Genomic DNA, 23,129 nt, shown 5'->3' with positions numbered 1-23,129 from the left:
AAGGTACCTCGCTCCTGCGAGCACCTCCCCACGCTTGACGACCAATAGGAGCATCAATCCGGTCCCGGCAATCCGGTCCCGGCAATCCGGTCCGGCGGCTCACAGGCCGACGTCCCTGGTGCGGAAGTCGGCCAGTGACTCGCGGCGGACGAGCAGCCGGGCGTGGCCTTCGGCGACGGCGACGACCGGTGGGCGGCCGACGAGGTTGTAGCCGGAGGCCATGGACAGGTGGTAGGCGCCGGCGACCGGGACGGCGAGGAGGTCGCCGGGGTGGATGTCGCCGGGCAGCTCGACGCCGGCCGCCAGGACGTCGCCCGCCTCGCAGTGCCGCCCGACGACGGTGACCGTGCGGGGAGGGGCGGTCGGGTGCCGGCCGACGAGGCGGGGGGTGTAGCGCACGCCGTACAGGGCGGGCCTGGGGTTGTCGCTCATGCCGCCGTCCACGGCGACGAAGAACTGGTCGCCCGTGCGTTTCACGGTCAGGACGCGGTAGAGCGCGATGCCGGCGGGGCCGACGATGGCGCGTCCGGGTTCGATGAGCAGGCGGGGTACGGGCAGGCGGGCGGCGGCGCAGCTGTCCGCGAGGGCGGCGAGGACCGTGCGGGCGAGTGCGGTGATGTCGAGGGCCCGTTCGCCGGGCCGGTAAGCGACCGCGTGGCCACCGCCCAGGTCCAGCTCGGGCAGGACGACACCGTGGGAGTCGCGGACGCGCGCCATCAGCCCGACCAGGCGGCGCACGGCCGTGGCGTACGGCTTGGCCGAGTCGATCTGCGAGCCGAGGTGGCAGTGCAGGCCGGTCAGTTCGAGCTGCGGCCGGTCCAGGACGCGGGCGATGGCGTGCTGGGCCGACCCGTCGCTGATGGACAGGCCGAACTTCTGGTCCTCGGTGCCGGTGCGGATCTTGTCGTGGCCGCCCGCGCTGATGCCGGGCACCACCCGGACCATCACCTTCTGGCGTCCGTCGGGGCCCAGGGCGGAGGCCAGGCGGGCGATTTCGGACGGGCTGTCGATGACGATGCGCCCGACGCCGAGCCGCAGCGCGGTGTCCAGGTCGTGCGGCGATTTGGCGTTGCCGTGCAGCACGATGTTCTCGGGCGGGAAGCCGGCGGTGACCGCGAGCTCGAGCTCGCCCGCGGAGCACACGTCGAGGCCGAGGCCCTCGTCGTCGGCCCAGTGCACCATGGCGCGGGACAGGAACGCCTTGGCGGCGTAGAACACCTCGGCGCCGGGAAAGGCGTGCCGGTAGGCGCGGCAGCGGGCGCGTACCTCGTCCTCGTCCAGGACGTAGGCGGGCGTGTCGAACCGGTCGGCTATCGCGGCGAGCGGAACGCCGCCCACCGCCAGGTCGCCGTCGGGCAGCCGCCCGGTCGAGGCGGGCCAGAGGGAAAGGCCGTCCTCGTCGGGCGTCGCCGTGGTGGCCGCGCGGGTGTGGAGCGTGGTCATGGGCGGTCCTTTCAGCCGGTCGGCAGGCAACCGGCGCGCGGGAGCCCGGCCTCTGGGAGCCCGGCCTCTAGGAGCCCGGTTCGCGGGGGCATGGGGGCGGGCACGGCGATCGCGGCGGGTGCGGTGAACCGGGGGTCCACGGTGACGGTGGTGACGCCCAGGGGTGCGGTGAGTGTCCGCAGTGCGGGGTGGGCGAGCCTGATCCACGCCTGGTGCGGTCCGAGCGCGGTGGTGAGCCGGTGCTCGGTGGTGAAGCAGACGGCGGTGCGGCCGCCGGGCGGGGTGCGGAACAGCCGTACCGCACACCCCAGGGGCCCCGGCCGGACGGGAACGTACAGGGGCCCGGCCGGGGCGGGTTCTGAAGGCTCCGGATCGTCACCGCACGGAAGCTGCGCCATGGGTCCTCCTGGAAGGTCCTCGAAAGGAGAGGGACCTCGACGGTATGCCCGGGCGGCGCCGTCGGTGGTGCGTCGTTGACGCCATGCTGACGGGGCGGCGGCGCGTGTTGACGCCGTCCTGACGGGGCGGGTCGGAGTTGGCTGTTTCTGTGGGCCGACGCGGCCCGTGGAGGCCTCTACGATGGGCCGGTGGCTTTGACCGGGACCGGGCTTCATACGGAGCGTCAGCTCACCGTGCAGCTCGCCGAGCTGGGCGTCGAGCCGGGCGGGTTCCTGCTGGTGCACGCGTCCTTACGGGCGGTGGGGGCCGTGGTGGGCGGCGGCGAGGCGGTGCTGCGCGCGGTGCGGGGCGCGCTCGGGCCTGACGGCACCGTGGTGGTCCCGGCGTTCACGGCACGCAATTCGGACACTTCCCCGGCCCATCGGGAGCGGGTGCGCGGGCTCGGTGAGGTGGAGCGGGCGGCCGTGCGCGCGGCGATGCCGCCGTACGACGCGGACACGATGCCGTGCGACGACGGGATCGGGGTGCTGCCCGAGATCGTCCGCAGGCAGCCGGGCGCGGCGCGCAGCGCGCACCCGCAGACGTCGTTCGCCGCCCTGGGGCCGCACGCCGAGAAGGTCGTCTCCGGCCATCGTCCGGACTGCCATCTCGGCGAGGACTCGCCGCTCGCACGGCTGTACGACCTTCGTGCGCAGATCCTGTTGCTGGGGGCGGGTTTCGCGAGCTGTACCGCGTTCCATCTCGGCGAGTACCGGGTGGCGCGGCCGCCACGCCGTACGTACCGCTGTGTGGTGCGGGCCGGTGGGGTGCGGCGGTGGTGGGAGTACGAGGACGTCGCGCTGGACGACGGTGACTTCGCCGAGCTGGGGGCGGACCTGGAGCGGTACGGCGGTGGTTCGGTACGGGCGGGTGTGGTGGGGTCGGCGCGCTCCCGGCTCGTGGGCATGGCCGATGCGGTGGACTTCGCGCGGCTGTGGTTGGCGCGCAACCGGCGACGTGACGGGTGACGTGACCGGTGGTGCGACCGGTGATGCGACCGGCGACGCAACCCCGTCGCAACGTCCGGTGTGGTTCTCCTGGGGGATGGTGACGAGAAATCAGTACCCGCGCGTGGAGCTGACGCCGGCGGCCGCCGAGCTGGTGCGGCAGCTGCGCGCGGCCCATGGTCCGCTGATGTTCCACCAGTCGGGTGGCTGCTGCGACGGCAGCGCGCCCATGTGTTTTCCGGCCGGGGAGTTCCGAACGGGTGACGCCGATGTGCTGCTGGAGTCGCTCACCGTGGAGGGGGTGGCGGAGCCGGTCGCGTTCTGGATGTCGAAGGCCCAGTACGAGGTGTGGAGCCACACCCGGCTGATCGTGGACGTGGTGGAGGGGCGGGGCAGCGGGTTCTCCCTGGAGGCCCCGAATGGCGTACGTTTCCTCATTCGTTCGCGACTGGCCGGTTCGTAGGAGGCCCCGGCAGGGCAACTCTTCCGAGACCTGTGGGAGTTGCCCTTGACCCTGGGGGGACTGTGACCGTGCCGCGCGGCCGTGCGTTTCTGATGCTCGTTCTGGCGTCCCTGCTGGGCGCCTCCTTGGCGGGTGCTCCGCCCGCCGCTCCGGCACCCGCCTGGCAGCGGGTCACGGCCGGGGTCGAGTACCGGTGGTTCGACATCCGGTCCTCGCGCGGCACCGCGCGGGCCCATCTGCTCTCGGTGGACCTGAGCAACGCGCGCGTGTCGATGGGTCTGCTGTATCCGGGGGTGGTCGCGGCGCGCTCCCCGCTGTCCACGCTCGCCGACAACGCGGGTGCGGTGGGCGGCGTCAACGGTGACTTCTTCCACCTGTCGGAGAGCCAGCACCCGGGTGTCGAGGCGACCGGTGCCCCGGTCGGCCCCGCCGTCGCGGACGGGCGCGCCCTGAAGGCCGCCGTGCCGAACGGGCAGCGGTTCGGGCCCGCCCTGCCGCCCGGTACGAACACCCGCCAGGTGCTGGGCGTGGGCGAGGACGGGGTGGCCCGGATCGGCGAGCTGACGCTGGACGGGACGGTGTCGTCGCCGCAGGGCGAGCTGCCGCTGGGCGGGCTGAACCAGTACGCGCTGCCGGTGGGTTCGGTGGGTGTGTTCACCAAGGACTGGGGCGCCGCCTCACGTAAGCGCGCCACATGTGGCACGGACACACAGCGGGACGCGCCGTGCAGCACCGAGACGTACGAGGTGACGGTGCGCGGTGGCAAGGTCGTCGCGGTGGCGGACACGCCGGGGCGGGGCGCGATCGAGCCGGGCACCGAGGTGCTGGTGGGACGGGAGGCGGGGGCGCGGGAGCTGCGGGAGATGGCCGTCGGTGACCAGGTGAAGGTCACGTACGGGCTCGTCGCGGACGGGCAGGGCGCCGCGGCGGGCGCGTACCGCTTCGCGGTGGGCGGCTATCCGGTACTGCGCGGTGGGGAGCCGCTGAGCGGGATGGACAAGGTGACACCGGCGGTACGCACGGCGGCGGGCATCCGGGACGGCGGGCAGCGGCTGCTGCTGCTCGCGCTCGACGGGTCGCCGGGGTTCCGCAGCGGGCTGACCGTCGTCGAAGTGGCGGACGCGATGCGGGACCTGGGCGCGTCGGACGCCGTCAACCTGGACGGCGGCGGGTCCTCCACGCTGGTGGCCCGGGAGGGCGGCGCGGCGAAGGTGAGCGTGCTGAACCATCCCAGCGGCGGCGTCCAGCGTGCCGTGCCGAACGGCATCGGGGTCTTCGTACGGGGAGAGGACAACAACAAGCCCTGAGGCTAGGGCTTGAGGCCGCTGACGACGTCGGCCGTGGCGGAGACGCCGTTGTAGATGGTGGGCGCCAGGCTGGTGCTCGCGAGGAAGAACCCGAGCAGGCCGCAAACCAGCGCATGGGAGATCTTCAGTCCGCCGTTGCGCAGGAAGATCACCGCCAGGATCAGCAGAAGCAGCACCACGGAGATGGATACGGCCATGTGTCGCCCTCCTCGGCCAGTCGCCGCACCCGGTGTGCGGCATTCGGCGGCCAGTCTGGCGGAGCGGAGGCGCCGTCCGGACGTACGGCGTGTCGGCCGAACGGGTATTACCTGGCGGTGACCCGTTACTCGTCGTGGGTCCGGAGGAAGCGGGCGAGACCGGCGAGGTCGTCGGTGTTGAGATGGTCGACGCGGGCGGCGAGCAGTTCGGCCCAGACGGCGTCGCGGGCCGGCCCGGGCGCGTCGGGCGTGGCCCAGAACCGTACGCGGCGGCCTTCGCGGTGCGCCGTGGCGACGAGGGCGCGGAGCCGGGCGCGCTCGGTCTCGGGGAAGGGACCGGCGCCCTGCCAGCGGAAGCCATGGGTCCAGTTGGAGCTGACCAGCGGCATGAGGGAGGCCGGGGCGGCGGTGCCCAGGTCGTCGAGGCGGCCGTCGTAGAAGGCGTACCGGACGGCTTGCGCCTCCATGGGCGCCCGGGCCGCGCGATCCCCGGAGATCACGGGCGTGACGGCGCCGAGCCGGACCTTGCCGACGACGCAGGTGCGCAGCATCCAGCGGTAACGGGCCAGTTGGCGGTGGAGTTCGCGGTACGCGGCCGCCCCGTCGGCCTTGATGTCGATGAGCAGTTGCACGGGCCGGCGGTGACCGGCGTACACCGTGCCGTGGTGGGCCTTCACGCGGGCCGCCAGTGGGTCGAGGTACAGGGAGCGCAGGGTACGGGCGGGGTCGAGCTGTGCGGGCTCGTGGGCGACGAGGAGTTCACCGCCGACGAGGAATATGTCGACCTCCAGGCTGGTGAAGCCGTGCGACAGGGCGTCGTGCAGGGGCCGCCGGTGCAGGTAGTCGTTGTGCGCGTGGGCGCGGCGGGGGGCATACGGGAGCGGGGTGCGCGGGCGTGGGGTGTACGGGATCGGGATGCGCGGGCGTGGGGCGCACGGGCGTGGGGTGCGCGGGTGTGGGGTGCACGCGCGCCGGATGCGCGGCCGCCCGCTGGGCGGGCAGCGTGAGGGTGGTGGCCGCGGTGGCGAGGGTGACGACGGCGGAACGGCGGGACAGCGGCGCCATGGAGGCCTCCGGAGCACGAGGGGACGGAGGGACGGGACCGAGTATGCGGCCCCGCCCCTCCAACCGCTCGGCCCGCACGCAGAGTTGGCTGGTACGTGGCCGGCGCATCCCCCCTGGTTCGCCTCGCGGGCACCGATCGTGCGGCCTGTTCGCCGGTGTGGCGTTCACGGCCGCCACCGCCCACAGCGGCCCGGCGCCGCGGCCGGCACGGGCTCAGCGGCGGCGGGCCCGCGTCATGTCCGGGTGGCGGGCAGCCGCGTGCAGGTGTTCGAGCGCGTCGAGGACGACCGTACGGTCGTACCAGGCCAGCCAGCGGCCGACCTCGCGGCCCGTGTGCTCCAGGGCCCTGAGCTGCGCGGCGTGGAGGTCCTGGATGGGCCGCTCGAAATGGGCGGAGACCATCCCGACGCAACGCCCGCCGCTGATCAGCGGCACGCTGTGGGCGGAGCGGCTGCCCGCCTCCAGGATCGCCCGCCGGGCGTCCTCGGTGAACACCGGGTCCGTGGCGACGTCGTGCACGGTGACCTGTTCCATGTCCTTGGCCGCCTGGGCGCAGGCCGTGCCCTCATCGCCGACGAAGTCGAAGAAGTCCACGAAGTCCTCGCTGAGCCCCGCGTGCTTCTCCAGCCACAGCCCGCCCGCCGCGTGGTCCCCGATCTGCACGTTGCCCATGTGCGTGGAGGTGACCGCCAGCGTCTGCGACAGGACCGCACCGAGCACGGCGCCCCGGTGCGCGCGTGAGGCGTCGTCGATGGCCAGCGAGTCCAGGGCGGGGGCCGGGTGCCTCACCCGGCCCGGGAACCACTGGTCCGCCCGGTCGTCGGGCCGCTCAAGGCGGACGACGGCGCCGGCGAGGGTGCGCAGCCTCACGTTGCAGCGTTGTGAGGCGTGCTGCATCAGGGCGAAGGCGGCTTCGGCGTCCGCCAGGCGGTAACGCTCCCGCAGGATGCCCTGTGCCTCCGCGATGAGAGGACGGTTACGGGCCTGGGCCCTGAGGTGGCGTACCTGGTCACGCAGGTGCGCCAGGTCGTCCCGTGCGTCGTCGGTTTCCCACGCACCGCCCTTGAACGTCTCGGTCATACGGTGGCGCCTGCCCGCATCCCCGCAGGTCACACTCGTTCGGACGTGCAGTCGGACCATTCACTCGTTCGATCGCACCAGCGCTCCAGCAGGACCCGGTCGTGGCCGACGGCGAGGAGGCCCGCGCCGTGGTCGCGGCGGTACGTCTCGACCACGGCGACCAGGGCGGCGGTCGTGGAGGCGTCGAGCATCGCGGTCATCTCGTCGCAGACCAGCCAGCGCGGGCGCAGCACGAGGGCGCGGGCGAGGCAGGCGCGCTGGAGCTGGCCGTCGCTGACCTCGTGCGGGCGGCGGCCGAGAAGGTCGTGGGTGAGGCCGACCGCCCCGGCCAGTTCGGCCACCCGGTCGTCCGCCTCCTGGCGGCGGCCGGTCGCCCGCAGCGGCTCGGCGATCAGGTCGCGCAGCCGCAGCCGCGGGTCGGCGGACATGCGGGGCTGCTGGAAGACGACGCCGATCGCGGTGCGCAGGTGCCGGGGGGCGCGGTGGCGCCAGCCGCGTACCTCCTCGCCGTCCACCACGACGCGGCCGGCGTCCGGCCGGTGCAGCAGGGCGGCGACCCGCGCGAGGGTGGACTTGCCGCAGCCGCTGGGGCCGAGCAGGCCGACGGCCTCGCCGGGCTCGACGGTCAGGGACGCGGCGCGGAAGACGGGGCTGCGCGGGTCGTATCCGGCGGTGATGGCGTCGAGTTCAAGCACGGACCGTCTCCTGGCTGTGGTGGCAGGCGAGGCCGCCCTCGAAGCGCGGCACCGCCCGGCAGGCGTCGCTCGCCCGGTCGCAGCGCGCGGCGAAGGCGCAGCCGTCCGGCAGGTCGCCCAGCTCCGGGGGCATGCCCGGGATGGGGGTGAAGTCGCGTTCCGGGAGGGCGGCGAGCAGGCCGCGGGCGTAGGGGTGGCGGGGGCCCGGGTCGCCGAAGAAGCGGTCGGCGTCGGCCAGTTCGACGATCCGGCCCGCGTACATGACGGCGACGCGGTCGGCGATGCGCTCGGCGGCCGCCAGGTCGTGGGTGATCATCAGCAGGGCGCGGCCGTCGTCGGCGTGGCGGCGCAGTTCGTCGGCCGTGCGGTCGACGAGGGCGCGGTCGAGGCCGGTGGTCGGCTCGTCGGCGAGCAGCAGCGGGGCGTCGCCGATGAGGGCGAGGGCGGTGGCGGCGCGCTGGGCCTGGCCGCCGGACAGCTCGTGCGGGTAGTGGTCGAGCAGACCGGACGGGAAGGCGGCCCGTTCGGCGGCGGCCACCGCCGCGTCGCGCAGCTCCGCCCGGGGCGTGCCGGCCAGCTCGCGCAGCGTCTCCTCCGCTTGCGCGCGCACGGTCCGTACAGGGGTGAGGTGGGCGGCCGGGGACTGCGGGACCAGTCCGACGCGCCGTCCTCGTACCGTACGGGCGAGCGTGCGCTCGTCGGCGGCCAGGAGATCCAGGCCGTCGATCACGGCCGTGCCGGCGGTCTGGGCGTTGCCGGGCAGGAGGCCGAGCAGCGCGGAGGCGAGGACCGATTTGCCGCAGCCGCTCTCGCCCACGAGGGCGAGGCACTCCCCCGCCGCGAGGTCGAAGCTCGCGCCGGTGACGGCGGCGATGTGGCGGCCGCCGCGCATCCGGAAGCGTACGGAGAGGTCGCGTACGGAGAGAACGGGGCTCACAGCATCAGCTCCGATCGGCGGCGGGGGTTGATCCGTTCCCGCCAGGCGCCGGCCAGGCCCGCGATGGCGAGTGTCGGGATGATCAGGAACAGGCCGGGGAAGAGCGTCGGCCACCAGTCCCCGGCGAGCAGCGAACCGCGCGCCGTCTGCACCAGGTTGCCGAGGCTCGCCTGGTGGGCGGGCAGGCCCAGGCCCAGGAAGGACAGCGCGGACTCGTGCCACATGGCGTGCGGCACCATGAGCACGGCCGCGAGGCCGGCTTGCGGCAACACCGCCGGCAGCAGGTGGCGGACGGTCACGCGCCACCGGGACGCGCCGCCCGAGATGGCCGCGTCGATGTACGGGCGGGAGCGCAGCGACAGCACCTCGGAGCGGACGATCCGGGCGGTGGACAGCCAGTGCGTGAGCGCGACGGACACGATGACCGGCCATACGCCCGGGCGGAACATCGCCACGATGAAGATGCCGAGCAGCAGGTGCGGTACGGACGAGAAGGTGTCGACGAGCCGCATGACGAGCCGGTCGGTCCAGCCGCCGAAGGCCGCGGCCGCCGCGCCCACCGCCGTACCGATGATCGTGGCGACGAGCGCCGCGACCAGCCCGACGAGCAGAGAGACGCGCAGGCCGTAGACGCAGCGCAGCAGCAGGTCGCGGCCGACGTCGTCGGTGCCGAAGGGGTGTGCCCAGGAGGGCGGCTGGAGCTTGAGCGACAGGTCGACGGCCTGCTGGTCGAGCTGGACCAGTGGCGGTACGAGGAGCACGGCGAGGACGACCGCCACGACGATCACGGCCGAGACCGAGACCCGGACGGTGCGGGTGGAGCGGCGGGTGCGTCCGTGGGACGTCCATGCGCCGGGGGTCCGGGGGGAACCCCCGGAAAAGGTGGTGTCAGCCATCGAATCCCACCCTCGGGTCGGCGAGTCCGTACAGCAGGTCGGAGAGGAGGTTGCCGAGCAGCACCGCCGCCGTGGCGAGCATGGTCAGCGCGGCGAGCAGCGGGAAGTCGACCGAGGTGGCGGCCTGCACGGTGGCCGCCGCGATACCGGGCCAGCTGAAAACCGACTCAACAAGCAAGGCACCTGTGATGAGTTCGGGCACGCGCGAGCCGACGAGGGTGAGCATCGGCAGCATGCCGGAGCGCAAGGCGTGTCCGAGGAGCACGGTGCGTTCGCTCAGGCCACGCGCGCGTGCACCCCGCACGGGGTCCTCGTCGAGCGCGTCGGCGACGCCTTGGCGCACGTACAGGAAGAACCACGGCAGTTGGGAGACGCCCAGGACCAGCGCGGGCAGGACCAGGTGCGAGGCGACCTGTCCGAAGGTGACGGTCTCGCTGGCCGTGTCGGTGAGCCCGCCGGCCGGCAGCACGCCCAGCTCCAGGGCGAAGAACCAGATGGCGAGCAGCCCGAGCCAGAAGGCCGGGGCGGCTTCCAGGGTGTACGCGGCCGAGCTGACGCACCGGTCGAGCCAGCCGCCCTGCCGGCGGGCGGCCAGGACGCCCAGGGCCGTACCGAGCAGGATGGCGACGGCGAAGGCGGTGGCGGCGAGCAGCACCGACCAGCCGATGCGTTCGCCGATGACGTCGGCGACGGGCTGGCGCATGACGCTGGAGTCGCCGAGGTCGCCGGTGAGGGCGTCCGTGAGCCAGTGCCACCAGCGCGGGACGAGCGGCTGGTCGGCGCCCAGGTTGGCGCGCAGCTGGTCGAGGTTCTCCTGCGAGGCGGTGAGCCCGGCCGTGCCGGCGTACGCCTTGACGGGGTCGAACGGGGAGGCCGCGGCGACGGCGAAGACGGCGAACGTCACCACCAGGAGGACGGGGACGGCGAACAGGGCCCGCCGTCCCGCCATCCGGGCCATCGCCCCCCAGGGGAGGCGGCGCGTCACTTCTTTACACCCTTGGGGATCCAGTTCTCGACGTTCCACCAGGGGCCGGCGGCGAGGCCGTGGTCGTGCGGCTCGACCTGGGTGGAGAGCCCGTCCCAGGAGTCGTTCACCACGTACAGGTGGTCGATGTGGGTGAGGAAGGTGTAGCCGGGGTTCTTCACCAGTTCGCGCTGGACCGTGTCGTAGGCGGCCTTGCGGGCCGCCTTGTCGTTGGTCTTGCGGCCGTCGTCGAGGGCCCTGTCGACGACGGGGTTGTCGTACCAGGCCATGTTGTTGAAGCCGTCGCCGCCGAGGGAGGACGTGAGCAGCAGGTACTGGTCGAAGTCGGGGTCGCCGGGCGAGCCGCCGCCCGCGAGGACGGCGTCGTGCTTCATGCGCGGCTCGATGACCTCCCACGTACCGGCCTGCGTCGTGATGTCGATGCCTGCCTTCTTGGCGTCGGAGGCGTAGGCGAGGGCGTGGTCCTGGCGGAGCTTGTCGCCGGAGAGGTACCAGAGGGGGAAGGTCGCGCGGACGCCGTCCTTGACGCGGATGCCGTCGGGGCCGGGCTTCCAGCCGGCGTCGTCGAGGATCTTCTCGGCCTTGGCCAGGTCGTGGGGGCGCTCGGTGCCCTGGGTGAACCACCCGCTGTCGGTGGGGACCGGACCATAGGCGGGCTTTCCGGCGCCTTCCAGGATCTTGTCGACCATGGCCCGGCGGTCGACGGCGACGTCGAGGGCGCGGCGGATCGCGGTGTCGCCGGTGACCTCGTTGTGGGTGGGCAGGGTCACCAGGCGGTAGTCGTAGGTGGTCGCCTCGTACGTCTTCTTCGCGCTGTCGCCCTTGAAGCCCTTGGCGAGGTTCGGGGGCAGGATCGCGCCGTCGAGGTCGCCGGAGCGGAGGCGGGTGGCGCGGACGTCGTCGTCCTTGATGATCGCCATGGTGAACTTCTTCACCTTGGGCGCGCCGCCCCAGTAGTCCGGGTTGGCCTTGAAGCTGATCTTCTCGCCCTTGGACCAGTCGGTGAGGACGTACGGGCCGGTGCCTATGGGCCTGGTGGTGAAGGGGCCGGAGTTGACGTCCTGCTTCGCCGCGATGTGCTCGGGGGCGATGCCGAGGACGGTGCGCTCGGCGAAGGGGGCGTAGGGGTACCTGAGGGTGAAGACGACGGTGTCGTCGCCGACGGCCTTGACGTCCTTCAGGGCGTCCAGCTCGGTCTTGGAGGCGTTGTTCGTCTTCTTGTCGAGGATGGTGCGGTAGGTGAAGACGACGTCCTTGGCCGTGAAGGGCGTGCCGTCGCTGAACTTCACGCCCTTGCGGAGCTTGTACGTGTACGTCAGCCCGTCCGCGCTCACCTCGGGCAGTGCGACCGCGAGGGCGGGCTTCAGCTTCATGTCGCCGTCGAAGGCGAGCAGCCCGTCGAAGATCTTGGAGTTGCCGTCCTTGCCGTAGCCGAGGAGCGGGCTGAGCGACTCGGGCTCGTACGCGATGCCGACGACCGCGCTGTCCCCGGCGGCGGAGCCGGCTCCGGTGGCGCCCGGGTTCGAGCAGGCCGCCGCGGTGATGGCCAGGGTTCCGGCCAGCGTGGCGGCGGCCATGCCGCGTATGGATCGGGCGGTCATGGTTCCACACCCCTCGTGAAGCTCGTGAAGATCAGCTGTTGTTGCGAACGACTCGCAATTAAACAGCATGTAGAGGGGTGGGGTCCTCTTGCGGTCCTTACCGGGTCATGCCGGGGCGGGGAGGTCCGCCAGGTCGGCGAGGGTCTGCTTGTGGTGTCCCACCGAGCCAAGAGCGATCTGGTCCGCTTTCGCCCGCTTCAGATAGAGATGAGCAGGGTGCTCCCAGGTCATACCGATACCGCCGTGCAGCTGGACGCACTCCTCGGCGGCGTGCACCGCGACGCGCGAGCAGTACACCTGGGCGACGGTCACGGCGAGCGGCGCCTCGGGGCTGCCGGTGGCGAGCGCGTCGGCGGCGTTGCGGGCGGCGGCGCGGGCGTTGACCACCTCCAGCCACAGCTGCGCCATGCGGTGCTTGAGCGCCTGGAAGGAGCCGACCGGCCGGTTGAACTGGTGGCGCTCGCGGGTGTGCCGGACCGTCTCCTCCAGGCACCACTCGGCCACGCCCAGCTGCTCGGAGGCGAGCAGCCCGGCCCCGGCGAGCAGCCCTCGGCGCACCGCCTCGCGCGCGGTGGCGGCGTCCGCGAGGCGGGTGCCGCCACTGTCGGCGGTCACGGTGGCGAGGGGGCGGGTGAGGTCCAGCGGGGTCTGCGGCACGATGCCGGCCTCGGCGGCGTCGACCGCGTACAGCCCGTCGGGGCGGACCACGAGCAGGACGTCGGCGCGGTCGGCGTCCGCCACGCCGGTGACGGTCCCGGTGGTCGCCGGCGCGTGGTCCGTGCCGGCGGAGAGCGGGACGGCCAGCACGGCGGCCTTGCGGCCGGTGGCGAGCTCGCCGAGCAGGTCGCCCGCCCGAGCCGCCAGCAGCGTCTCGGTCGCGATGACGGAGCTGGTGAGGTACGGGACCGGCGTCACCGCGCGGCCGAGCTCCTCCAGCACGACGGCGGCCTCGCGGTGGGACGCACCCTGGCCGCCGAGCTTCTCGGGGACGAGGAGCCCGGCCGTACCCATGTCGGCGGCGAGCGCCGTCCACAGGGCGGGGTCGTAGGGGCTGCCGGCCTCGATACGGCCGGGCAGGTCCGCCGGGTCGGCACGGTCGGCCAGGAGGGAGCGTACGGCGGCGCGCAGGTCGCCCTCCGCCTCGGAGTACAGCAGGTCCGTCATCGCGCCAGGTCCTTCCATGCGACGTCCTTGTCGTTGCGCGGCTCGGAGGGCAGCCCGAGGACGCGTTCCGCGACGATGTTCAACAGCACTTCGCTCGTACCGCCCTCAATGGAGTTGCCCTTGGAGCGGAGGTAGCGGTAACCGGCGTCACGGCCGGTGAAGTCGACGAGTTCGGGGCGGCGCATCGTCCAGTCCCCGTACAGCAGGCCCTCCTCGCCGAGGAGCTCCACCTCCAGGCCGCTGATCTCCTGGTTGAGGCGGGCGAAGGCGAGCTTCATTCCGCTTCCCTCGGGTCCCGGCTGGCCCGCGACGAGCTGCTGGCGCAGCCGTTCGCCGGTCAGCCTGGCCACCTCGGCGTCCACCCACAGGTCGAGCAGACGCTGGTGGAGGTCGTGGGTGCGCAGCTCGGGCCGCTCGCGCCAGGTGCGCGAGGCGGGGCCGATCATGCCGCCCTCGCGCGGGATGCGGGCGCCGCCGATGGCGACGCGCTCGTTGTTGAGCGTGGTCTGGGCGACCTTCCAGCCGTCGCCGACCTCGCCGAGGCGATGCGCGTCGGGGATCGTCACGTCGGTCAGGAAGACCTCGTTGAACTCGGCCTCGCCGGTGATCTGGCGCAGCGGCCGCACCTCGACGCCCGGGTCGGTCATGTCGCACAGGAAGTACGTGATGCCCCGGTGCTTGGGCAGGTCGGGATCGGTACGGGCGATGAGGATCGCCCAGCGGGCCACATGGGCGCTGGACGTCCACACCTTCTGGCCGTTGACCACCCAGCTGTCCCCGTCCCGGACGGCGCGGGTGCCGAGCGCGGCGAGGTCGGAGCCGGCGCCGGGTTCACTGAACAGCTGGCACCAGACCTCCTCCCCCACCCACAGGGGGCGGAGGAAGCGCTGCTTCTGCTCCTCGGTGCCGTACGCGAGGATCGTCGGGGCCGCCATGCCGAGGCCGATGCCGATGCGGCGCGGGTCGTTGTCGGGGGCTCCGGCGGCTTCCAGTTCGGCGTCGACGACGGCCTGGAGGGTGCGGGGGGCGTCGAGCCCGCCGAGGCCGACGGGGTAGTGCACCCAGGCGAGACCGGCGTCGAAGCGGGCCTTGAGGAAGTCGGTGCGGTCGGTGGTGGCGGGCGGGTGGGCCTTCAGCAACTCCTGCGTACGGGAGCGCAGTTGGGCGGCGTCGGTCACTTCGTGACTCCTTCCGTGGCGGCCGGGAGGACGACGAGCCGGCCCGTGGTCGTACCGTCGGCGACGCGCTGCACGGCGGCCGCCGCGTCCTCGAAGGCGACGCGGTCGCTGATCAACGGCTTGATCAGGCCCTTGGCCGCGTACTGGGTGAGGGTGTCGTGGCAGCGGCGGATCGCGTCGGGGTCCTTCTGGTTGTACAGGCCCCAGTGCAGGCCGAGGATCGAGTAGTTCTTGACCAGGGCGTGGTTGAGGGCGGGGGCCGGGATGTCTCCGCTCGCGAAGCCGACGACCACGATCCGGCCCTCGAAGGCCACGCACTTGGCGGACTTGGCGTACGCGTCACCGCCGACCGGGTCGTAGACGACGTCGGCGCCCCGGCCTCCGGTGGCTTCCTTGACCGCCGCGACGATGTCGTCGGTACGCCGGTCGATGACGACGTCGCAGCCGAGTTCGCGCGCGACGGCGGCCTTGTCGGAGCCGCCGACGACCCCGACGACCCGCGCGCCGGCCGCCTTGCCGAGCTGTACGGCGGCGCTGCCGACGCCCCCCGCGGCGGCGTGGACGAGGAGCGTCTCGCCCTCCTTCAGGGCGGCCCTGCGGTGCAGGCCGAACCAGCCGGTCTGGTAGCCGATGTGCAGGGCGGCGGCCTCGGCGTCGTCGAGCGCGTCGGGCGCGGGCAGGACCACCGCCTCGTCGGCGACGACGTACTCGGCGAGACCCCCGTACGGCAGGGCGGGGGTGGCGATCACCCGCCGGCCGTCCTCGGTCTCGCCGCAGATCTCCACGCCCGGGGTGAAGGGCAGCGGCGGCCGTACCTGGTAGTGGCCCCGGCACAGCAGCGCGTCGGGAAAGTTGATGTTCGCGGCCCGGACCCTCAGCAGGACCTGACCGTCACCGGGCGTGGGCCGGTCCACCTCTTCGCGCCGCATCACCTCGCTCGGCTCGCCGTTCCGGTGTACTCGCCATGCCTGCATCGAGGGCCTCCACAAAGAGTCGGGCAGTACCGCACTGGTCACGCTCGTCCGCATACTAAGCGGTCGCTTGCCCGGAGGGGAACCATCCTCGGGGCACTCGCCTCACCGGTTGAACACCGTCCCACCCGTATCCGTATGGATCGGCGGCTCGCACCCCCCTGTGCGGGCCTGCCTCGGGCAGGGAGGGCAGTTCCATGGCCGGCGATGTCACCACGCTTTTCCGGGCGTCCACCGCACACAGCCCGTCGATCGCCATGCTCCACCGGGCGGGCGGCACAGGCGCGGGCGGGGCGCACGGGCGGATCACCGACTTCTGCATCCCCTGCAACCCCTACTTCCCCACCCCCGCGATGTTCGAGCAGCTGGGCGGGCGCCTCAGAGAGATCCTCACCTACTACCCGAGCGGTTCGGAGACCATCACCGCCGAGCTGTGCCAGACCCTCGGGCTCAATCCGCAGACCGTCGCCATGGGCAATGGTTCCACCGAGCTGATCACCTGGATCGACCACCTGCTCGTCCGGGAATCGCTCGCCGTGCCCGTCCCCACCTTCGGCCGGTGGACCGACCAGCCCATGGAGACGGGCAAGCGCGTCGACATGATGCTGCTGCCGGAGGCCCACGGATTCCGGCTCGATCCGGACGCGTTCGTACGGTTCATCCGCGCCCGGCGTTCGCGTACGGCGGTCATCTGCAACCCCAACAACCCGGACGGCGGGCTGCTCACCAAGGAGCAGGTGCTGGCGCTGTGCGACACCCTCCAGGACCTGGACCTGGTCGTGGTGGACGAGTCGTTCCTCGAATTCTCCGACGCCGCCGCCGAAACGAGCATCGTCGAGGAGGCCGTTCTCCGGCCCCATGTGATCGTGCTGCGCAGCCTCGGCAAGAACTTCGGCCTGCACGGGGTGCGTTTCGGCTATCTGGTCGCCAACCCGGCGCTCGCCGGGCGGATCCGGTCGATGCTGCCGAAGTGGAACCTCAACTCCTTCGCGGAGGCAGTGGTGTTCATGCTGAAGGAACACCGCGGGGAGTACGAGGAGAGCCTGCGCCGGTCCCGGCAGGACCGGCAGGAGATGACCGCCCGGCTCTCCATGCTGCCCGGGCTGACCGTCTATCCCTCACAGGGCAACTTCGTCTACGTACGGCTGCCGGTGGGCGTGGACGGGGCGGCGCTGCGCGACCGGCTGCTGACCGAGCACCGGGTCCTGGTGCGCGAGTGCGGCAACAAGGTGGGCAGCTCCAGCCGGTTCCTGCGGCTGGTCGTGCGCCCGCCGCAGGAGGTGCGGCAGCTCGTCCCGGCGCTGGAGCAGGTGCTGTACGGAGGTCCGGTCCACCCTGCTCCCGTGCCTGCGCCGCCGCTTGCGGCCGCGCAGGCGGGAGCGGGGGCGCCGGTGGCAGGTGTCCCGCACGGCCTGCAGCTCGTCCCCGCGTCGGCGCCGGTCCTGGCACCCGCGTCGGCACCGGCACCGGCACAGATGCCGGCCGCTGCACGCGCCACCGCGACCGCCGCCGTTCCGGTTGTCGGGCCCATGGCCATGGCCAGGGGGTACACCTCCTCCGGCACGGCGGCGGTCGACCGGCTCGTCAGCGGCTGAACACCTCGAACGTCACGGCCGGGCGCCCGCCGAAGCGCGCGGCCGCCGCCTGGGCGTTGGCGGTGAGGAAGGCACGGCAGTACTCCTCCGGGTCCTGATCCGTCAGCCCCTCGATATAGGCACGGTGTTCCAGCAGTGACTGTATGGCGCGCTCCATGCCGGGCGCCGCGTCGACGGCGTGCGTCGGCGTGGACGAGCCGGCGACGGCCACCCAGCGCACACCGTTCCAGGGCTCGAGGCCCTGCTCGATGAGCTCGGGGAAGATCCAGCGGTTCCCGGCGTCGCCGGCCGCGTCGAGGGTGGCGCGTCCGACGGCGACGTGGTCGGGGGTGTTCCAGGCGACCCCGCCCCACGTGTCACGGTGGTTGAGCGTGATGACCAGCTCGGGCCGGTGACGCCGGATCGCGGCCGCGATGTCGCGGCGCAGCCCGAGACCGTACTCGATGACGCCGTCCTTGTGGTCGAAGAACTCCACCTCCGGCACTCCGACGACCGCGGCGCTGGCCCGCTGCTCCCGCTCGCGCAGCGGCCCGCAGGTGGCGGGGTCGATGGTGTCGATGCCCGCCTCGCCGCGGGTCGCGAGCACATAGGTCACCTCACGGCCGCCGTCGGTCCAGGAGGCGACGGCGGCGGAACAGCCGTACTCGAGGTCGTCGGGGTGGGCGACGACGGCGAGGGCGCGCTGCCAGTCCTCGGGCATCGGCTGGAGCTGGTCGTTCACGTGATCGGTCATGGCCGCAGGATACGGGCGCGATCATCGACCGGTCGTGACGTTCCATGCCTCGTCGGGTCCAGAGGCGGTGGAGTGCTCCCGCCCGCACGGGGGACCCTGTGCGGGCGGGAGCCGGTCGGGGTACGACGGGTCAGCCGGTGCGGAAGTGGTCCGCGGACCTGATCCGGTCGCGGATCCAGACGCCGGCCTGCTTCAGGGATCGGGTCCCGGCCCAGGGGCCGTTGTCCGCGCAGGTACCGGCTGTGAAGACGGCGCCGGAGCGGTGGTCGTCGGAGAAGTTCCAGTTGACCCAGCCGATCTTCTTCTGCGCCATGAGGTCGAGATAGCGCTGCGCCATGGCGAAGTCGTTCGCGCCTTCGCCCGCGTAGTCCTGGGTGCCGAACTCGGTGACGAAGACGGGCAGCTCGTCCGCCGCCCTGGAGAGGGTGTTCAGGTACTCGTCCCGGTGCGAGGCGGCGTAGAAGTGGAAGGTGTACATGATGTTGGAGGCCCGTACCGGGTCGTTCACGACCTCGGTCTCGTCGGAGCCCTCCGAGACGCCGAACGACGACCACGCGCGCGTGCCGACGAGAATCGGGCTGCGCGGGTCCTTGGCGCGGATGACAGGGATGAGGTCCTCGGCGTAACTCCTGATACGGGACCAGCCGACCCCGTTGGGTTCGTTGGCGATCTCGTACAGCAGGTTCTTCTTGTCGCCGTGGCGCCGGGCGATCTCCGAGAAGAAGGTCTTGGCGCGACCCAGGTTGTGGTGGGGGTCGCCGGGGCTGAGCATGTGCCAGTCGACGATGGCGTACATGCCCCGTGAGGTGGCCTGCTCGATGATGTGGTGCACGAGGTCGGTGTAGCCGCGCGGATCGGTCTCGTAGCCGCCCTCCTGGATGTACGTGGAGATGCGCAGGACGTCCGCGTTCCAGTCGGTGGCCAGGGCGTTGAGCGAGCTGCTGGTGACGCACTGGCGGTACCACTGCAGGCCGTGGGTGGACATGCCGCGCAGTTGGACCGGTGCGCCGTGCTGGTTGCAGAGTTTGGTGCCGCAGACCTTGAGCCTGCCGTTGACGGCGACCGGTGTCGCGGCTGTGGGGGCGGGTGAGGTGTTCACCGTGCCATGATCCGCGCCGGCGGCCGGGCCGGTGGTGAGGGCGGCGAGGGCCGTAAGGGCGAGGAGAAGCGCGGCGAGGAGCGCGCCGGCGCTGCCGAGGGGGCGTGTCCGGATCCGTGCCGGTCTCATGTGGGGGTCTCCGATGCGTTGACGGGAGTTCGAGACTGGAAGGAAACTTTCCTAACCAATGGATAGCAGGGCGGAGTTGAGACTTACAAGGTTCATGACAAGCTCCCTTTCCCCTCGCCGCGGCGGCGGTTAGCGTGTGCCGACCCGCTCCCGACGATCAAGGATCACGGTGGTGCCGCATGTCGCGTTTCGACCTGCCCCTCGACCAGCTCCGTACGTACCGCAGCTCGTCCCATGAGCCCGAGGACTTCGACGCCTTCTGGGCCAAGACTCTCGACGAGGCCCGGTCCCACGAACTCGCCGCGCGTTTCGAGCGGGTGGACGCGGGACTCGCGACGGTCGAGGTGTACGACGCGACCTTCGCCGGCTTCGGCGGCCACCCCGTGAAGGGGTGGTTCGTCCTGCCCGCCGGGACGGGGGAACCGCTGCCGGTGGTCGTCGAGTTCCTCGGCTACGGCGGCGGGCGCGGCCTGCCGCACACGCATCTGCTCTGGGCGTCGGCCGGTTTCGCGCACTTCGTGATGGACGCCCGCGGCCAGGGCAGCGGGGGGACCGGCGGCGACACGCCCGACCCGGTGGGCAGCGGGCCCGCGTACCCGGGCTTCCTGACCCGGGGCATCGAGGACCCGTACGGCTACTACTACCGGCGCCTGTTCACCGACGCCGTACGCGCGGTGGAGGCCGCCCGGTCGCACCCGCTGACCGACGCCTCGCGCACGGCGGCCGTCGGTGTCAGCCAGGGCGGCGGGATCACGCTGGCCGTCGGCGGACTGGTGCCCGACCTGGTCGCGATCGCGCCGGACGTACCGTTCCTGTGCGACTTCCCGCGGGCGACGACGCTCACCGACCGTACCCCCTACCGGGAGGTGGCCACGTACCTGAGGACGCACCGCGGCCGCACGGAGCAGGTCGCGCGGACGCTGGCGTACTTCGACGGTGTCCACTTCGCGGCGCGCGGGGCCGCGCCGGCGCTGTTCTCCACCGCCCTGGAGGACCTGACGTGCCCACCGTCGACGGTGTTCGCGGCGTTCAACGCGTACGCGCACGAGGAGAAGGCGATCGAGGTCTACGAGTACAACGACCACGAGGGCGGCGAGACCTTCCAGCAGGCGGCCCAGTTGCGCTGGCTGCCGGGAAAGCTGACGGCCTGACGACTCCGGTCGGCGGACGGGGAGAGGCGGGCGCGGGGGCCCGGGACTATTGACCGGGAGCCGGTGCGGACCTAGGTTCTGTCGGCGACGGGGAGAAAGCGCTTGCTACCGGGCCCGCGCCCCCGCTCCCGAGGGGGTGTGTGTCACGTCCAGGCGTGCAGCGCGCGACGGAACCGTCCGGGTCGCCGTCGTCGGCACCGGAGCGATCGCCCGGGGCAGCCACCTGCCCGCGCTGGCGGCGCTGGCGGCCGAACAGCCCCTGGAGGTCGTCGCGGCGGTCGACATCGACGCCGCCGCGGCCTCCGCGTTCTGCGCGGAGGGCGGCATCCCCCACCCGTACACCGACCTCGACCGGATGCTCGACGAGCAGCACCCGGACCTGGTGACCATCTGCACCCCGCCCCGGTTCCACCGCGACCAGACCGTGGCAGCGCTACGCGCCGGGGCGTGGGTGTGGTGCGAGAAGCCGCCGTGCCCGTCGCTCGCCGACTTCGACGCGATCGAGGCGGCGGAGGGCGCGGAGACGGACGGAGGTCCGTACGCGTCGATCGTCTTCCAGCACCGTTTCGGCTCGGGCGCGCGGCACATCCAGGGCCTGCTCGCCGAAGGGGCCCTGGGGCGGGTGCTGGTGGCGCACTGCCAGACGACGTGGTACAGGGACACCGCCTATTACGCCGTTCCCTGGCGCGGGCGTTGGGACAGCGAGGGTGGCGGCCCCGCCATGGGGCACGGCATCCACCAGATGGACCTGTTGCTCGATCTGCTCGGCCCCTGGGCGGAGATCAGCGCCATGGCGGGGCGGCTGGTCCACGACATCGAGACGGAGGACGTGTCGACCGCACTGGTCCGGTTCGAGAGCGGTGCTCTCGCCACGGTCGTCAACAGCGTGCTGAGCCCGCACGAGGTGAGCCGGATCCGGCTCGACTGCGAGCGCGCCACCGTCGAGCTGACCCATCTGTACGGCTACCGGAACGCGGACTGGCGCATCACGCCCGCGCCGGGCGTCCCCGCCGAAGAGGCCCACCGGTGGCGGGAGTTCGGCGCGGACGAGCCCAGCTCCCACCTGGCCCAGCTGCGCGGCCTGCTCGCCGACCTGCGCGCCGGGCGCCGTCCCCGCAGCAGCGGCGCCGACGGCCGTACGAGCCTGGAGCTGATCGCCGCGCTGTACAAGTCGGCGTTCACCGGCGCCACCGTGCGGGCCGGCGAGATCGGCCCGGGCGACCCGTACTACACCGCCCTGCACGGTGACGCGCCCGGCTGGGCGCCCGGGGCACGGCCCCGGCCCGGCACCATCCCCACGCCCCGGCAGGCGGCGGCCCGGTGAACCCCGCGCTGCGTGTCGTCCACGCCCACGGTGACCACGTCTCGGTGTCGGCGGGCGACGTCGAGCTGCTGCGGTACGTGTACCGGCCCGAGGCGGCGTGGGAGGCGCCCAAGCCGTACATCCACCCGCTGCGCACCCTCGCCGGGCACACGGTCACCGACTACCGGCCCAACGACCACCGCTGGCACAAGGGCCTTCAGATGACGGCCTCCCACCTCTCCGGCCAGAACCTGTGGGGCGGCAACACGTACGTCCCGGGCGAGGGGTACCGGGCGCTGCCCGAGCGGGTGGGTTCGATGGTCCACCGGTCCTTCGAGGAGGTGTCGGATCGGGACGGGCGGGTCACCCTCACCGACCGGCTGACCTGGCACCCGTACAGCGGTGAGCCGTGGGCGGACGAGCTGCGCCGCATCGAGGTGCACGACGTCGACCCCGGCTCCGGACCCGCGTCCCTCCCCGCGTCCGGCTCCTGGGCGCTGACCTGGTCGTCGGCGGTCACCAACCGCCGCGACGAGCCGCTGCGGTTCGGCAGCCCCACCACGCAGGGGCGGGAGATGGCCGGCTACACGGGCCTGTTCTGGCGCGGCCCGCGCGCCTTCGCGGGCGGGACCGTGCTCGGGCCGGACGGCGCGGAGGGCGCGGGCCTGATGGGCAGCCAGTCGCCGTGGCTGGCCTACACCGGTGAGCACGATGGCGTCGACGGCCACGCCACCCTCGTCTTCGCGCACGCTCCGGAGAACGACCACGACGGCGCCGCGGGGACACACCCGGCGCACTGGTTCGTACGCAACGACCCCGTGGCGGCCGTCGCGCCCTCCTTCGCCTTCCACGACGAACTGGTGCTGGCACCCGGCGACACCCTCTCCCGCCGCTACCGGATCCTGGTCGCGGACGCCGCCTGGGAGCGCGAGCGAATCGCCGCCCGGCTGAAGGAGCTGCCCTGGTGACGCCCTCCGCGACGTACAGCGGGCTTCCCGGCGGGATCGGCGTGTCACGGCTGCGGGTGTACGACTGGCCCGCCGACGACGGGTTGCGCGGCGGCACTCCGCACGTCCATCTGACGTGCACCGAGGGCTATGTGGTGACGGGGGGCCGTGGCCGCGTCCAGACCCTGACCGCTTCCGGTCTCCGGGAGACACCGCTGGTGCCCGGCGGGCTGGTGTGGTTCACACCGGGCACCGTCCACCGGCTGGTCAACGACGACGGTGCGCTGGAGATCACCGTACTGATGCAGAACCGGGGCCTGCCCGAGGCGGGCGACGCGGTCCTGACCCTGCCGCCGCCGCTGCTCGCCGATCCGGACGCGTACCGCGCGGCGGTCGCGCTGCCGGTGGACCGCCCGGAGGCGGAGGTCGCGCGGGCGGCCCGCCGCCGGCGCGACCTGGCGCTGGAGGGGTTGGCCGTGCTGCGCGCGGCGACCGAGGCGGGCGATCCGGAGCCCCTGGCCGCGTTCCACCGGGCGGCCGCCCGGCTGGTGCGGGCGCGGGCGGCCGAGTGGCGGACGCGCTGGCGGGAGGGCGCGGCGGCCTCGGCGGATGCCACCGCCCACCACCTGGACCTCCTGGAGCGCGGCGAGACGGGCTACCTGGCCGCCGCGGAGGTGCACGCGCACCTGCCCTACGCGTCCGGGAGGTTCGGGATGTGCGGGAGGCTCGACGTGTACGAGGCCGGCGCCTAGGCCGTGTTTTAGGTAGCGCGGGTGGCCAGCCATTTGGTGAGGTCGCCCGCGAT

Annotated in this window: 22 protein-coding genes and 1 pseudogene; 8 read left to right on the top strand and 15 right to left on the bottom strand. The window is 72.8% G+C overall.

Annotation, left to right across the window (positions count from 1 at the left end):
• Positions 1 to 99: 99 nt before the first annotated feature.
• Together lysA and BKD26_RS38430 are read right to left on the bottom strand one after the other, a co-directional pair.
• Positions 100 to 1,443: a diaminopimelate decarboxylase gene (lysA, locus tag BKD26_RS38435; protein ID WP_084907864.1), complete on the bottom strand. Its 1,344-nt coding sequence runs from the start codon at positions 1,441 to 1,443 to the stop codon at positions 100 to 102.
• Positions 1,444 to 1,454: 11 nt separating this feature from the next.
• Complete coding sequence (locus BKD26_RS38430) at positions 1,455 to 1,841, bottom strand: SAV_915 family protein (protein WP_084907862.1); 387 nt, start codon at positions 1,839 to 1,841, stop codon at positions 1,455 to 1,457.
• 189 nt (positions 1,842 to 2,030) lie between these two features.
• Between BKD26_RS38430 and BKD26_RS38425 the strand changes: the two genes are divergently transcribed.
• From BKD26_RS38425 to BKD26_RS38415, 3 genes are all read left to right on the top strand, one after another.
• Complete coding sequence (locus tag BKD26_RS38425; RefSeq protein WP_241519049.1) at positions 2,031 to 2,849, top strand: AAC(3) family N-acetyltransferase; 819 nt, start codon at positions 2,031 to 2,033, stop codon at positions 2,847 to 2,849.
• Between the two features lie 76 nt (positions 2,850 to 2,925).
• Positions 2,926 to 3,291, top strand: coding sequence for a DUF779 domain-containing protein (locus tag BKD26_RS38420; RefSeq protein ID WP_084907872.1), 366 nt, complete (start codon positions 2,926 to 2,928; stop codon positions 3,289 to 3,291).
• 92 nt (positions 3,292 to 3,383) lie between these two features.
• Complete coding sequence (locus BKD26_RS38415) at positions 3,384 to 4,598, top strand: phosphodiester glycosidase family protein (protein WP_084907870.1); 1,215 nt, start codon at positions 3,384 to 3,386, stop codon at positions 4,596 to 4,598.
• Positions 4,599 to 4,600: 2 nt separating this feature from the next.
• Here BKD26_RS38415 and BKD26_RS38410 read toward each other — a convergent pair whose 3' ends face one another.
• From BKD26_RS38410 to BKD26_RS38360, 11 genes and pseudogenes are all read right to left on the bottom strand, one after another.
• Positions 4,601 to 4,795, bottom strand: coding sequence for a hypothetical protein (locus tag BKD26_RS38410; protein ID WP_064067989.1), 195 nt, complete (start codon positions 4,793 to 4,795; stop codon positions 4,601 to 4,603).
• 125 nt (positions 4,796 to 4,920) lie between these two features.
• A pseudogene (locus BKD26_RS38405) lies at positions 4,921 to 5,860 on the bottom strand (phosphatidylinositol-specific phospholipase C/glycerophosphodiester phosphodiesterase family protein).
• Between the two features lie 213 nt (positions 5,861 to 6,073).
• The gene (locus BKD26_RS38400; protein ID WP_084907858.1) at positions 6,074 to 6,940 is read right to left on the bottom strand and encodes an ANTAR domain-containing protein; all 867 of its coding nucleotides are present in this window, start codon (positions 6,938 to 6,940) and stop codon (positions 6,074 to 6,076) included.
• Between the two features lie 29 nt (positions 6,941 to 6,969).
• Positions 6,970 to 7,635 (bottom strand): ATP-binding cassette domain-containing protein, encoded by a 666-nt coding sequence (locus tag BKD26_RS38395; RefSeq protein ID WP_084907856.1) that lies wholly within the window; start codon positions 7,633 to 7,635, stop codon positions 6,970 to 6,972.
• Positions 7,628 to 8,527, bottom strand: a complete 900-nt coding sequence (locus tag BKD26_RS38390) for an ABC transporter ATP-binding protein (protein ID WP_084907866.1) — start codon at positions 8,525 to 8,527, stop codon at positions 7,628 to 7,630. Before BKD26_RS38390 ends, BKD26_RS38395 begins: the two co-directional genes overlap by 8 nt.
• Before the next feature lie 41 nt (positions 8,528 to 8,568).
• Positions 8,569 to 9,468: an ABC transporter permease gene (locus BKD26_RS38385; protein ID WP_084907854.1), complete on the bottom strand. Its 900-nt coding sequence runs from the start codon at positions 9,466 to 9,468 to the stop codon at positions 8,569 to 8,571.
• Positions 9,461 to 10,426 (bottom strand): ABC transporter permease, encoded by a 966-nt coding sequence (locus BKD26_RS38380; protein WP_179166872.1) that lies wholly within the window; start codon positions 10,424 to 10,426, stop codon positions 9,461 to 9,463. Before BKD26_RS38380 ends, BKD26_RS38385 begins: the two co-directional genes overlap by 8 nt.
• Before the next feature lie 23 nt (positions 10,427 to 10,449).
• Positions 10,450 to 12,054 carry an ABC transporter substrate-binding protein gene (locus tag BKD26_RS38375; RefSeq protein ID WP_084907848.1) on the bottom strand — a complete coding sequence of 535 codons (1,605 nt, stop codon included), beginning with the start codon at positions 12,052 to 12,054 and terminating at the stop codon, positions 10,450 to 10,452.
• 105 nt (positions 12,055 to 12,159) lie between these two features.
• Positions 12,160 to 13,218, bottom strand: coding sequence for an acyl-CoA dehydrogenase family protein (locus BKD26_RS38370; protein WP_107418143.1), 1,059 nt, complete (start codon positions 13,216 to 13,218; stop codon positions 12,160 to 12,162).
• The gene (locus tag BKD26_RS38365) at positions 13,215 to 14,396 is read right to left on the bottom strand and encodes an acyl-CoA dehydrogenase family protein (protein ID WP_084907844.1); all 1,182 of its coding nucleotides are present in this window, start codon (positions 14,394 to 14,396) and stop codon (positions 13,215 to 13,217) included. The genes BKD26_RS38370 and BKD26_RS38365 overlap by 4 nt, the downstream gene beginning before the upstream one ends.
• Complete coding sequence (locus tag BKD26_RS38360; RefSeq protein WP_084907842.1) at positions 14,393 to 15,370, bottom strand: NADPH:quinone oxidoreductase family protein; 978 nt, start codon at positions 15,368 to 15,370, stop codon at positions 14,393 to 14,395. The genes BKD26_RS38365 and BKD26_RS38360 overlap by 4 nt, the downstream gene beginning before the upstream one ends.
• Before the next feature lie 194 nt (positions 15,371 to 15,564).
• On the opposite strand from BKD26_RS38360, the gene BKD26_RS38355 reads away from it, so the two are divergent.
• Positions 15,565 to 16,962 (top strand): histidinol-phosphate transaminase, encoded by a 1,398-nt coding sequence (locus tag BKD26_RS38355; RefSeq protein WP_084907840.1) that lies wholly within the window; start codon positions 15,565 to 15,567, stop codon positions 16,960 to 16,962.
• On the opposite strand, the gene BKD26_RS38350 is transcribed toward BKD26_RS38355, so the two are convergent.
• Both BKD26_RS38350 and BKD26_RS38345 read right to left on the bottom strand, forming a co-directional pair.
• On the bottom strand, positions 16,952 to 17,695 hold the full coding sequence (locus BKD26_RS38350; RefSeq protein WP_084907838.1) for a PIG-L deacetylase family protein: 744 nt from the start codon (positions 17,693 to 17,695) through the stop codon (positions 16,952 to 16,954). The two genes, BKD26_RS38355 and BKD26_RS38350, sit on opposite strands and share 11 nt — an antisense overlap.
• Positions 17,696 to 17,825: 130 nt before the next feature.
• Positions 17,826 to 18,923: a glycoside hydrolase family 5 protein gene (locus tag BKD26_RS38345; protein ID WP_084907836.1), complete on the bottom strand. Its 1,098-nt coding sequence runs from the start codon at positions 18,921 to 18,923 to the stop codon at positions 17,826 to 17,828.
• A 179-nt stretch (positions 18,924 to 19,102) separates the two neighbouring features.
• Here BKD26_RS38345 and BKD26_RS38340 point away from each other — a divergent pair, with 179 nt between their 5' ends.
• The 4 genes from BKD26_RS38340 (at position 19,103) to BKD26_RS38325 (ending at position 23,076) form a co-directional block, all read left to right on the top strand.
• The gene (locus tag BKD26_RS38340; RefSeq protein ID WP_084907834.1) at positions 19,103 to 20,074 is read left to right on the top strand and encodes an acetylxylan esterase; all 972 of its coding nucleotides are present in this window, start codon (positions 19,103 to 19,105) and stop codon (positions 20,072 to 20,074) included.
• 136 nt (positions 20,075 to 20,210) lie between these two features.
• Complete coding sequence (locus tag BKD26_RS38335) at positions 20,211 to 21,398, top strand: Gfo/Idh/MocA family oxidoreductase (protein ID WP_107418142.1); 1,188 nt, start codon at positions 20,211 to 20,213, stop codon at positions 21,396 to 21,398.
• Complete coding sequence (locus tag BKD26_RS38330) at positions 21,395 to 22,345, top strand: PmoA family protein (RefSeq protein ID WP_084907830.1); 951 nt, start codon at positions 21,395 to 21,397, stop codon at positions 22,343 to 22,345. The genes BKD26_RS38335 and BKD26_RS38330 overlap by 4 nt, the downstream gene beginning before the upstream one ends.
• Positions 22,339 to 23,076, top strand: coding sequence for a cupin (locus BKD26_RS38325; protein WP_084907825.1), 738 nt, complete (start codon positions 22,339 to 22,341; stop codon positions 23,074 to 23,076). Before BKD26_RS38330 ends, BKD26_RS38325 begins: the two co-directional genes overlap by 7 nt.
• Positions 23,077 to 23,129: the final 53 nt, after the last annotated feature.

The sequence above is a fragment of the Streptomyces sp. CB03238 genome (assembly GCF_002099185.1).
Taxonomy (GTDB): Bacteria; Actinomycetota; Actinomycetes; order Streptomycetales; family Streptomycetaceae; genus Streptomyces.
This window is presented reverse-complemented; position numbering and strand designations above follow the sequence as displayed.